The sequence below is a fragment of the Halomonas faecis genome, assembly GCF_010993975.1.
GTDB classification, from domain to species: Bacteria; Pseudomonadota; Gammaproteobacteria; order Pseudomonadales; family Halomonadaceae; genus Halomonas; species Halomonas faecis.
Window position 1 is genome coordinate 151139 of record NZ_JAACZO010000011.1, and the last position, 11854, is coordinate 162992.

Annotated in this window: 11 protein-coding genes; 8 read left to right on the forward strand and 3 right to left on the reverse strand. The window is 64.1% G+C overall.

The window, feature by feature from the left end; genetic code table 11:
- Complete coding sequence (locus GFD32_RS06165) at nucleotides 1-759, reverse strand: UDP-2,3-diacylglucosamine diphosphatase (RefSeq protein WP_163575684.1); 759 nt, start codon at nucleotides 757-759, stop codon at nucleotides 1-3.
- An 83-nt stretch (nucleotides 760-842) separates the two neighbouring features.
- Nucleotides 843-1346: a peptidylprolyl isomerase gene (locus GFD32_RS06170; protein WP_163575685.1), complete on the reverse strand. Its 504-nt coding sequence runs from the start codon at nucleotides 1344-1346 to the stop codon at nucleotides 843-845.
- A gap of 163 nt (nucleotides 1347-1509) precedes the next feature.
- Here GFD32_RS06170 and GFD32_RS06175 point away from each other — a divergent pair, with 163 nt between their 5' ends.
- Entirely contained in the window at nucleotides 1510-3189 is a 1680-nt protein-coding gene (locus tag GFD32_RS06175; protein WP_163575686.1) for a glutamine--tRNA ligase/YqeY domain fusion protein, read from the forward strand.
- A gap of 14 nt (nucleotides 3190-3203) precedes the next feature.
- On the forward strand, nucleotides 3204-4604 hold the full coding sequence (gene cysS / locus GFD32_RS06180; protein WP_163576060.1) for a cysteine--tRNA ligase: 1401 nt from the start codon (nucleotides 3204-3206) through the stop codon (nucleotides 4602-4604).
- Between the two features lie 17 nt (nucleotides 4605-4621).
- Here the strand turns inward: cysS and GFD32_RS06185 are convergent, their stop codons facing one another.
- Entirely contained in the window at nucleotides 4622-5590 is a 969-nt protein-coding gene (locus GFD32_RS06185; protein WP_163575687.1) for a DUF1853 family protein, read from the reverse strand.
- Between the two features lie 92 nt (nucleotides 5591-5682).
- Here GFD32_RS06185 and osmF point away from each other — a divergent pair, with 92 nt between their 5' ends.
- The 6 genes from osmF (at nucleotide 5683) to GFD32_RS06215 (ending at nucleotide 11832) form a co-directional block, all read left to right on the forward strand.
- Nucleotides 5683-6600 (forward strand): glycine betaine ABC transporter substrate-binding protein OsmF, encoded by a 918-nt coding sequence (gene osmF / locus GFD32_RS06190; protein ID WP_163575688.1) that lies wholly within the window; start codon nucleotides 5683-5685, stop codon nucleotides 6598-6600.
- Nucleotides 6601-6603: 3 nt separating this feature from the next.
- Complete coding sequence (locus GFD32_RS06195) at nucleotides 6604-7758, forward strand: ABC transporter permease (RefSeq protein ID WP_240455559.1); 1155 nt, start codon at nucleotides 6604-6606, stop codon at nucleotides 7756-7758.
- Nucleotides 7755-8693 (forward strand): ABC transporter ATP-binding protein, encoded by a 939-nt coding sequence (locus tag GFD32_RS06200; RefSeq protein WP_163575689.1) that lies wholly within the window; start codon nucleotides 7755-7757, stop codon nucleotides 8691-8693. The genes GFD32_RS06195 and GFD32_RS06200 overlap by 4 nt, the downstream gene beginning before the upstream one ends.
- Nucleotides 8690-9454, forward strand: a complete 765-nt coding sequence (locus GFD32_RS06205) for an ABC transporter permease (RefSeq protein WP_240455560.1) — start codon at nucleotides 8690-8692, stop codon at nucleotides 9452-9454. The genes GFD32_RS06200 and GFD32_RS06205 overlap by 4 nt, the downstream gene beginning before the upstream one ends.
- Before the next feature lie 163 nt (nucleotides 9455-9617).
- The gene (locus tag GFD32_RS06210; RefSeq protein WP_163575690.1) at nucleotides 9618-10853 is read left to right on the forward strand and encodes a thiamine pyrophosphate-dependent dehydrogenase E1 component subunit alpha; all 1236 of its coding nucleotides are present in this window, start codon (nucleotides 9618-9620) and stop codon (nucleotides 10851-10853) included.
- Nucleotide 10854: 1 nt separating this feature from the next.
- Nucleotides 10855-11832, forward strand: a complete 978-nt coding sequence (locus tag GFD32_RS06215; protein ID WP_163575691.1) for an alpha-ketoacid dehydrogenase subunit beta — start codon at nucleotides 10855-10857, stop codon at nucleotides 11830-11832.
- Nucleotides 11833-11854: the final 22 nt, after the last annotated feature.

The following is an 11854-nucleotide window of genomic DNA, read 5'->3' on the forward strand; positions in this document are numbered from 1 at the left end:
CTAGTCGAGCGGAAAGGCTCTGAGTTCGGGCTGGCCCGCCCGGTCGACTTCGATTTCCCAGCCCTGGCCGGGCTGCCAGTCGCCCAGCACGAGGCGACGGGCTGGCTGGCCATCGATCTCCAGTTCGTGCACGGCAGGGCGATGCGTATGCCCATGAATCAGGGTGAGCACACCGTAGTCTTGCATGATGCGGACCACTTCGTCCGGCGTGACGTCCATGATGGCTTCGGCCTTGTTCGACGTCGCCTCGCCGGACTGTTCGCGCAGCGAGCGTGCCAACGTCAGACGTTCGGGAATGGGCAGGGACAGAATCTGACGTTGCCACTGGTCATCGCGGGCTTGCACTCGAAAGGCCTGATAGGCTTCGTCACCGGTGCATAGGCTGTCACCGTGCATCAACAGGACGGGCTGACCTCCCAGACTGACTACGCTAGGGTCGTCCAGTAATGTGGCGCCGGCAGCGCTGGCAAAGCGCTGGCCGATCAGAAAGTCCCGGTTGCCATGCATGATGTACAGGGCCGTACCGTCATCGCTGAGGTCGCGCAGGGCATCGGCCACTTGCCGGGCCAGTCGGGCATGGCCCGTCGGTTCGTCATCCAGGTCGAGGAGATCGTCACCGATCCAGGCATCGAAAAAATCGCCCAGGATGAAAAGTGCTTCGCTCCCCCTGGCGCGGGTGTCGAGCCACTCGAGAAACCGACGGGAAAGTTCGGGGGCGCCGGGATATAAATGAAGATCGGAAATCAGCAGGGTGCTCATGGACCTCGTCTCGCAGAGCTGTCGTCAACGGCGGTGCGGGAGCTTGCGCAGGCGCCCGCCGAGTGGCGGGCGCGAGGATCGGCTCAGCGGGTGGCGTCTGCCACGAAGGCACGCTGGATGACGACATCCTCTGCGGGTACGTCGGCATGCATGCCGCGACGTGTGGTGGGCACGGCCTTGATCTTCTCGACGACGTCCATGCCGGCGATCACGCGCCCGAACACGCAGTAGCCCCAGCCCTGGAGCGACTTGCCGGTGTGATTGAGAAAGTCGTTTTCGGCCACGTTGATGAAGAACTGGGCGGTGGCCGAATGCGGGTCCTGAGTGCGTGCCATGGCCAGGGTTCCGACGCCGTTCTTGAGACCGTTGTCGGCTTCGTTCTCGATCGGGTCATGGGTGGGCTTCTGGTTGAAGTCGGTGTCGAAACCGCCGCCCTGGACCATGAAACCGTCGATCACGCGGTGGAACAGGGTATCGTCGTAGAAGCCCTCGCGGACGTACTGTTCGAAGTTCGCGGCCGTTTTCGGCGCCTTGTCGTGGTCGAGTTCGACGTGGATGTCGCCGAAATTGGTCTGTAAAACGATCATTGCGATTTTCCCTGGTTCGGAAACGGGTGCGCCTTGGCGCCATGCATGGGCGTAGCGCTATAATAGCTGTTTTGCTTCGATGCGCGAAGCGACGGCGGGCGAATCCGGCTTGCCGGAGCCGTCCGCCAAGCCTGCATTTCAACCAGAGGTTGCTTTTCCAACCATGACCACCGATACCACCAGCGCGCCGAATTTCATTCGTAACCAGGTCCAGGAGGAGATCGAGGCCGGTCGCAGCGGCAAGATCGTGACCCGGTTCCCGCCGGAGCCCAACGGTTTTCTGCACATCGGTCATGCCAAGTCGATCTGCCTGAATTTCGGCCTGGCCGAACAGTTCGCTGGCGACTGTCACCTGCGCTTCGACGACACCAACCCGGCGAAGGAGGAGCAGGGGTATATCGATGCCATCAAGGAAGACGTCAGCTGGCTGGGATTCGAGTGGGCAGGCCCGGTACGCTTCGCGTCGGACTATTTCGATCGCTTCTATGCCTGGGCCCAGCACCTGGTGCGCGAGGGCAAGGCCTATGTGGACGACCTCTCGCCCGACGAGATCCGCGAGTATCGCGGCACGTTGATCGAGCCCGGCAGGCCGAGCCCCTATCGCGAGCGTGGCGTCGAGGAGAATCTCGACCTTCTCGAGCGCATGCGCGTCGGCGAATTCGCCGAGGGCGAGAAGGTTCTGCGTGCCAAGATCGACATGGCTGCGCCCAACATCAACCTGCGCGACCCCATCCTGTACCGCATCCGTCATGCCAGTCACCACCAGACGGGCGACGAATGGAAGATCTACCCTTCCTATGACTTCGCTCACGGCCAGTCGGACGCCATCGAGGGAGTTACCCACTCCATCTGCACGCTGGAGTTCGAGGATCACCGCCCGCTCTACGAGTGGTTTCTCGACAACCTGCCGGTGCCGGCCAAGCCGCGTCAGATCGAGTTTGCGCGGCTCAACATGAACTATACCCTGACCTCCAAGCGAAAGCTCAAGCTGCTGGTGGATCGCGGCATCGTGGACGGCTGGGACGACCCGCGGATGCCGACCATCTCCGGCATGCGTCGGCGCGGCTATACGCCGGCTTCGATCCGCAAGTTTTGCGAGATGATCGGGGTCACTCGCGCGGATGGCGGGCTCGTCGACATCGCCATGCTCTATCACGCCATTCGCTCCGATCTGGAGGACAATGCGCCGCGCGCCATGGCCGTGCTCAAGCCCCTCAAGGTGGTACTGACCAACGTGCCGGAGAATCACGAGGAGGTGTACGAGGTGCCTGGCCATCCGGCACGTGACGACATGGCCGTGCGCAAGATCCCCTTTACCCGGGAGATCTATATCGACCGTGACGATTTCATGGAGGAGCCACCCAAGAAATTCTTCCGTCTGGCGCCTGGCAAGGAAGTTCGCCTGCGCAACAGCTACGTGATCCGCTGTGACGAGGTGGTCAAGGGGGCTGCGGGCGAGATCGAGGCGCTCCACTGCTCGGTGGATTTCGAGACGCTGGGCAAGAACCCGGAAGGGCGCAAGGTGAAAGGGGTGATCCACTGGGTCAGCGCGGCCCATGGCGTGCCTCTGCAGGTGCGCCTCTACGACAACCTCTTCCTCGAGGAGCAGCCGGACAAGGACAAGGACGCCGACTTTCTCGAGCACCTCAATCCCGAGTCGCTGGTCACGGTGCAGGCCATCGGCGAACCCAGCCTGGCCAGCGCGGTGCCCGAGTCGCGGTTCCAGTTCGAGCGGGTGGGCTATTTCTGCGCCGACCGGCATGCCTGCCGGCCGGGCGAGCTGGTGTTCAATCGCACCGTCGGCTTGAAGGATACCTGGGCCAAGATCAAGAAGAAGGGGTGAATGTGAGCGGGGACCTGCTGATCTACAACACGCTGACGCGCCGCAAGGAGCGTTTTACGCCCATCGAGCCCGGACGAGTACGGATGTACGTGTGCGGCATGACCGTGTACGACTATTGCCACCTGGGGCATGCCCGGGTGATGGTGGCGTTCGATGTCATTACGCGCTATTTACGCTGGCGTGGTTACGATGTCGACTACGTACGCAACATCACCGACATCGACGACAAGATCCTGCGCCGCGCCGAGGAGAACGGCGAGTCGATCGCTGCGCTCACCGAGCGCATGATCGCTGCCATGCGCGAGGACGAAGCGCGTCTCAAGGTGCTGCGCCCCGATCACGAGCCGCGTGCCACGCGTCACGTTAGCGACATCATTGCCATGGTCGAGACGCTGATCGGCAAGGGCTATGCCTATGCGGCGGACAACGGCGACGTCTACTACCGGGTGAGGAAGTTCGAGAGCTATGGCAAGCTCAACAATCGCGCCCCGGACGAGATGCGTTCGGGGGCGCGCATCGAGGTGGGAGAATACAAGGAAGACCCTCTGGATTTCGTGCTGTGGAAGGCGGCCAAGCCGGGGGAGGCGAGCTGGTCCTCGCCTTGGGGTGAGGGGCGTCCCGGCTGGCACATCGAGTGCTCTGCCATGTCCAAGTGCTGCCTGGGGGAAACCTTCGACATCCATGGTGGCGGCCCCGATCTCACCTTCCCCCACCATGAGAACGAGATCGCCCAGAGCGAGGCAGCCAACGACAAGCCGTTCGTGCATACCTGGATGCACGCCGGTGCCGTGCGCGTGAACCACGAGAAGATGTCCAAGTCCCTGGGCAACTTCTTCACCATCCGCGAGGTGCTCGAGCACCACGACCCGGAGGTGGTGCGCTACCTGCTGGTGGCAAGCCATTATCGCAGCCCCATCAACTACGCGCCGGAGTCATTGAGCGAGGCACGCCGTTCGCTGGAGCGCTTCTACAACGCGCTCGACGGCGTCACGCCGGCGGCGGGGGAAGTGGCTGGCCGTTTCGCCGAGCGCTTCATCGCCGCCATGGATGACGATTTCAATACGCCCGAGGCGCTCTCGGTACTGTTCGAGTTGGCACGTGAGCTCAACCGGGCCAAGCAGGAAACCCCTGAACAGGCTCCGGCGCTGGCTTCCGAACTCAGGCAGCTGGGCGATGTGCTGGGACTGCTCGACCAAGACCCGTCCTATTTCCTGCGTGGTGGAGAGGCGACACTGCCCTTGCCGGAAGCTGAGATCGAGGCCCGAATCGCCGCGCGTACCGAAGCCAAGCAGGCCCGCGATTTCGCCACCGCGGACGCCATTCGCGATGAGTTGGCCGCACTCGGAATCCTGCTCAAGGATTCCCGGGAAGGCACTCGCTGGGTGTACGAGCCGTCCCCCGGAACCAGCGAATGACCTGACGGGGCGGATCGTCACGGTCGCGGCGGCAGGGGGATCTGCCGCGGCCAGCTGTCGTCGACCAGGAACAAGCGCTGGGGGGCAGCGTCGGTGATGAGCGCTATCTGCACCGGCGTTGCCGGACCGGTAAAGTGGTCGGCCAGCTGCGTTTCGAGGTTGGTGAGCGCCGTGAAGGCGCTGTTACGTGGCGGTGCCAGCCAGTGAGGTCTGGCGAGCCAGGCCCCTCGGGTCCGGCGCGGCAGGCCGTCGCGAAAGTCGCGCCATTCTCCCCAGTGCAGCCAGCGCCCGCGCCAGTGGTTCGCACAGCTGCCGCGCGGCACGGGCAGTGGTTGGCGCCAAGGCTGGAACAGCATTCCCGGCATGGCCAGGCGGCGTTCGATGAACCGGCCGACCAGCGGTCCTCGTCGCAGGCCGGCCAGTGCTTGGCGAATCACCTCGCGCGTTTCGGGTCGGTCGCTCAACGACAGCTGGTGACGGCGCAGATGGGTGAGCTTGCTGGCCAGGCTGTCGGCGCCGCCGGGGCCGATCCAGCGCGCTGGGTCGGCGGCGTCGCCGGGGCCTGACGGCAGGCCCAGGTAGAACTTGATCGCCACTTCCAGGTGGATCACTGTCGGTGCGGCGTTACGCTGATAGAGGAGGTCGATCTCCCCGAGAGTCACCTTGCCACGGAACACCCGCAGGTTATGAGCGAGCAAGCGCGTGCCCGGCGCCCGATCGAGCAGAAACTGCCACAGCGCTTCATGATAGAGTCCCATGCGTCCGTCGAGCGTGTTGCCGACACGCCTTTCGAGCGCTTCGGGCGAGGCCTCCAGCTCGTGCAGGAAGTGATCGAGCTGGGCATCGTCGGCCAATCCCATCTCGTCGCGTCCCGGGCGCGGTGGCCAGCCGTCGCCGACCAGATCGGGGCAGTTCAGCAGCCATGCCAGATCCCTCACCATTGGATGATGGTAGCCATCGAGGAGGGTGGTCTCGGCGTCCGGCATGGCAGTGCTATTCCCCGTTGAGATTGCCGTCTGACAGACAAACTGTACACGCCTTATACTCTGCGTACATTCACAACGAACGGGTGGTGACCATGAACCGCTCCTTGACCAGCCTGGCTGGGCTGGCTGCTGGCTCCCTGCTGATGCTCTCCAGCGCCCACGCCGACGACCCCGTGGTCGTCGCTTCCAAGATCGACACCGAAGGGTCGGTGCTCGGACAGTTGATCCTGCAGCGGCTCGAGGCGGCCGGGATCGAAACCGATAACCGACTGCAGCTGGGAGGCACCAGCATCGTGCGAGAAGCGTTGCTGGCGGGTGAGATCGACATCTATCCGGAGTACACCGGCAATGGTGCCTTCTTCTTCGACATGGCCGACAGCGATGTATGGAAGGATGCCGAGCAGGCCTATGCAACGGTGCGCGAGCGCGATGCCCAGAACGGCCTGGTCTGGTTGGCGCCGGCCGATGCCAACAACACCTGGGCCATGAGCGTTCGGGAAGATCTGGCCGAGGCCGAGGGGCTCGAGACGCTAGAGGATCTTGCCGACTACCTGGCCGACGGCGGCGAGTTCAAGTTCGCGGCCAGCGCCGAGTTCGTCGAGTCCGAGCAGGCCCTGCCGGCTTTCCAGGAGGCTTATGGCTTCGAACTCGATGCCGATCAGTTGCTCGTGCTGTCCGGGGGCAACACCGCTGCCACGATGCGCGCCGCTGCTCAGCAGACGAGTGGTGTGAATGCTGCCATGACTTACGGTACCGATGGCGGGCTGGGCGCCCTGGGACTGGTCGTGCTGCAAGATACGCTGGGCGTGCAACCCGTCTATCAACCGGCACCGGTGATCCGCGAGACGGTACTCGAGGCGCATCCCGAGATCGAAACGCTGCTCGAGCCGGTCTTTTCCGCCCTGGATATGGAGACTCTGCAGCGGCTCAATGGCCAGGTGGCCGTGAACGGCGTCGCTCCAGAGCAGGTGGCAGAGGACTTCCTGACCGGTATCGAGGCAACGGAGTAGGGAGTGGACCGAGCGAGACCGTTTCCCAATGTCGTCTTGATCGTGCTGATGCTCGGCGGTGCCGTCGCCTGGCTGACCCTGCCGGCCATCAGCGTGGCTCCCAACCGGATCGTTCAGGGAACGCCACAGCATGCCGTGGCGGCGCTGGGGTGGGGGCCCACGCTGCTCGTCCTCATGCCGATGCTCGCCATGGCAGTTCTGGCCTGGCGGCCGACACCGCGGCGTCTGCCGGGTGTCCTGGCGCTGGTCATCGTCTTGCTGATCGCAATACCGCTGTGGTTGTCGGGCGTGGCGGCCAGTATGGAACCTACGGCGAGATTGGGCATTGGCAGCGCGCTTTGGTGCCTGCTCTTCATCGGCCTGCTGGCGTTGATCGAGCTGCGGTCTCGCTTGGCGTTGTCGCGTCCGCTGGGCTGGGCGTTGCTGGTGCCGGTGGTGCTCGTCTGGTGGGGGTGTCTGACGCAGTGGTTGGCCCCGCTCGCTCTTTATCGCGAGTATCAGGGGCGCAGTGATCAGTTCTACGCAGCGTTGGCTCAGCATCTCATGCTCGTTGGGGCCGCTGTGTCGGCTGCGATCGTGTTGGGTGCGGGGCTGGCGCTGGCCATGCGCCGACACTCGAGGCTGCGCCGTGCCGGTTTCGGCGTGCTCAACGTGCTTCAGACCATACCCAGCATCGCCCTGTTCGGTCTGCTGCTGGCGCCATTGGCCTGGCTCTCTGCGCGCTTCGATTGGCTGGCGGACCTGGGAGTGAGCGGCATCGGTTGGGCGCCGGCCTGGCTGGCGCTGCTTGGCTACAGTCTGTTGCCCATGGTGCGCAATATTTTCGTGGCGCTCGATGAGGTCGATCCGGCGGTCATCGAGTCCGCGCGAGGCATGGGCATGAGCCGTCGTCAGGTGTTTCTCCAGGTGCGCTTGCCGTTGGCACTGCCGGTCGTGCTCGAAGGCGTGCGCATCACCACCGTGCAGGCCATCGGCCTCACCGCGGTGGCGGCGCTGATCGGTGCCGGGGGGCTCGGCACTTTCGTCTTCCAGGGCTTGGGGCAGGCAGCGATGGATCTGGTGTTGCTCGGTGCGCTGCCGATCATCGCCCTGGCGTTGATCGCAGATGCGCTGCTCAGTGCGCTTACCGATGTCCTGCGTCAGGGAGGAACGACGTGATCGAGCTGTTCGGTGTGACCAAGCGCTTCGGCGAAGAGGTGGCCGTCGACGATATCTCGCTGAGGGTGGCAAAGGGTGAGCTCTGCGCATTGGTCGGTACCTCTGGCTGTGGCAAGTCCACGACGCTGCGCATGATCAATCGGCTCATCGAACATACCGAGGGCGAGATACATCTCGACGGTCAGCCGGTACGTACCTTCGATGAGGTGGCGCTGCGTCGGCGCATTGGCTACGTGATACAGAATACCGGACTCTTTCCCCACTGGACGGTGGCGCGCAATATCGGCCTGGTGCCTCGCCTGCTCAAATGGCCGCGACAACGTGTCCGGGAACGCGTGGAAGAACTGATGGTGCTGCTGGGACTACCGATGGCCGAGTTCGCCGGCAAGTACCCCCACCAGCTCTCGGGGGGGCAGGCTCAGCGAGTGGGTGTGGCCCGCGCACTGGCGGCTGATCCGGAAATTCTGCTGATGGATGAGCCGTTCGGTGCGCTCGATCCCATTACCCGCGAGTCGCTGCAGCTCGAACTGCTCGATCTGCAGGCGCGCCTGCACAAGACCATTGTGTTCGTCACCCACGACATGGACGAGGCCCTGCGCTTGGCCGATCGGCTGGTAGTGATGCGTCAGGGGCGTATCGTTCAGCAGGGTTCACCCGTCGAGCTGCTGCATGACCCCGTCGATGACTTCGTCGCTTCCCTGCTGGGCGGGCAATCCAGGGGCCTCAAGGAGGCGGCACTGACGCGCGTGCGTGACCGCATGCTGCCGCTGGGGCCGCGTCTGCTCGCGCATGAGCGCGTTGCCGTCGATGCGCCGCTCAGCCAGGCGCTATCGCTGATGCTGTGGCATCGTGTCGATCGTCTCACCGTGGTGGACGACAACGATATTCCGATTGGCGAACTGTCGTTGCGGCGGCTGGTGGGGAGCAAGGCATGAGGGGGAATGCCGCTGCTGCCCTGCGCTGGTCCCGACGAGTTGGTTGGTGGAAGCCGCTGGCCTGGCTGGGTCTGCTGTTGGCGCTCTGCCTGGGCATGGGGGGGCTCGAAGGGCTGTTTCGCTGGCTCGAGCCCGACAGCCGCCAGGTGCTTTATGCGCGCTCCAGCTTCCTGGTGTTGCTCGGTCAACACGTCATGGTGGTGGGGCTGGCGTCGCTGGCCGCCGTGATACTGGGGGTTGGCGGGGCGGTAGCAGTGACGCGCCCCTTCGGCCGCGACTTCCTTCCGCTGGTGAGTCAACTGGCCTCCATCGGTCAGACGTTTCCACCGGTAGCGGTGCTGGCGCTGGCGGTTCCCGTGCTGGGCTTCGGCACTCTGCCGATCATCGTGGCGCTGTTGCTCTACGGTCTCCTGCCCATCGTGCGCAATACCCTTGCCGGCATTCAGGGCATCGATCCTGGCGTGCACGAGGCGGCACGCGGCATGGGCATGACCCGCGGCCAGATCCTGCGTCAGGTCGAGTTGCCGCTGGCCGCGCCGGTCATGCTCGCTGGGGTGCGGACCTCAGTGACCATCAACGTGGCGACGGCGGCCATCGGCGCCACCGTTGGGGCCACCAATCTCGGCGATCCGATCATCTCCGGCATCGTCAACGGCAATACCGCCTACGTGCTGCAGGGCGCACTGCTCATAGGGATACTGGCCATCACCGTGGACAGCACATTCGAGCGCGTGCAGAGCTGGCTGGTGCAGCGAGACTGAAACCTCGCTTTCCTCGGGGTGCCTTTGCGAGCCGTTTTACGTTAACGTCAACTGTCGTATCATCGCGCTACGTTGGAGCGAACCTCTGGCGTATCGCTATAGTTAAGACAACACTGCCCTCACGAGGGGCGGTATTTCCTGCCACCACCCAAGGACCAGGAAGATGACAACAACAGAAGACGTCCATGCGCTGGCTTTCATGACCGGCGACGAGTTTCATATCCCGACCTACCGGCTCCTGCGGCAGGACGGCTCACTGTTCGACGGTGCCGACGTTCCCGACCTCGACGAAGACCAGCAAAAGGCGCTACGCCTGTACCGCGCCATGCTCGTCACACGGGTGCTCGACGAGCGCATGATGGCGGCTCAGCGCCAGGGGCGGCTCTCTTTCTACATGCAGTGCACCGGTGAAGAGGCCGCGGTGATCGGTGCCACGGCGGCGCTGGACGACGCCGACATGATCATGGCGCAGTACCGTGAGCAGGGCGCGCTGGCCTATCGCGGTTTCACCTACGACGAGTTCATGAACCAACTGTTCGGCAATGAACTCGACTACGGCAAGGGACGTCAGATGCCGATCCACTACGGGTCGCGCAAGCTGCACTACATGACCATCTCCTCGCCGCTGGCGACGCAAATTCCCCAGGCGACGGGCTACGCCTACGGCCAGAAATTGGCCGGCGAGGGCCACTGCACCATCACCTTCTTCGGTGAGGGAGCCGCCTCGGAAGGCGACTTTCACGCCGCGCTCAACATGGCGGCGGTGCACGAGGTGCCGGTGATCTTCTTCTGCCGCAACAACGGCTATGCCATCTCCACGCCGGCGCATGAGCAGTTCGCCGCCGACGGGATCGCGCCGCGCGCCTTCGGCTATCGCATGCACGCCATCCGTGTCGACGGCAACGACGTTCTCGCCGTCTACCGTGCCACCCAAGCGGCACGCTCCATCGCCGTAGAGAAGAATCAGCCGGTGCTGATCGAGGCGATGACCTACCGGCTCGCCGCCCACTCGTCGTCCGACGACCCTTCCGGTTATCGCTCACGCAAGGAGGAGGATGCCTGGCGCGAGAAGGATCCCATCCTGCGCATGCGCCGCTGGTTGAATGGCAAGGGCTGGTGGAGCGACGACGAAGAAAAGGCTCTCCAGGAGAACCTGCGCCGCGAGGTGCTGGAGACCATGAAACGCGCCGAGAAGCGTCCGCCGCCGCCGCTCGACAGCTTGGTCACCGATGTCTATGCCGATGTCACTCCGACCCTGCAGCGTCAGCTCGATGACCTCAAGCGCCATATCCGTCGCTATCCCGACGATTACCCCAAGGGAGCCCTTTCGCTGGATCCGGACGTGCACGCCGAGGCTGCCGTCGGCAAGTCGGTCGATGATGAGCAGGGAGGAGCCTGAGATGCCGACCATGAACATGCTGCAGGCGATCAACAATGCCCTGGACATCGCCATGGCCGAGGATGAGCGAGTGATCTGCTTCGGCGAGGACGTGGGCGTCTTCGGCGGGGTCTTCCGCGCCACCAGCCATCTTCAGGAACGCTATGGAAAGGCGCGCTGCTTCAATACGCCGCTGGTGGAGCAAGGCATCATCGGTTTCGCCAACGGCCTGGCCGCCCAGGGGTCGGTGCCGGTGGCCGAGATCCAGTTCGCCGACTACATCTTTCCGGCCTTCGACCAGATCGTCAACGAAACGGCCAAGTTCCGCTTCCGTTCCGGCGATCTCTTCAACGTCGGCGGCTTGACCATCCGCACGCCCTACGGCGGCGGAATCTCCGGCGGCCTCTATCACTCCCAGTCTCCCGAGGCCTACTTCGCGCATACCCCCGGGCTCAAGGTCGTGATACCGCGCAATCCCTACCAGGCCAAGGGCCTGCTGCTCTCGGCGATCCGCGATCCCGACCCGGTGCTCTTCTTCGAGCCGAAGCGGCTCTACCGCGCTTCCACCGGCGAGGTACCGGACGACGACTACCAGTTGCCCATCGGCGAGGCCGAGGTGACCAAGGAGGGCACCGACATCACCGTGCTCGGCTGGGGCGCCCAGATGGAAGTCATCGACCGCGCCGTCGAGCAGGCAGAAAAATCGGGGATTTCCTGCGAGGTGATCGACCTGCGTTCCATCCTGCCCTGGGACGAGGACACCGTGGCGGAGTCCGTGCTCAAGACCGGCCGACTGCTGGTCAGTCACGAGGCGCCGCGTACCGGCGGCTTTGCTGGCGAGATCGCCGCAGCCATTCAGGAGCGTTGCTTCCTGTACCTGGAATCGCCCATCGCGCGGGTGACCGGCCTGGATACTCCCTTCCCGCTCACGCTGGAGAAGGAGTACATGCCGGACCACCTCAAGGTTTTCGAAGCCATCCGCGCCAGCGTGGAATTCTGAGCACCGATATCAGGACAGGAGA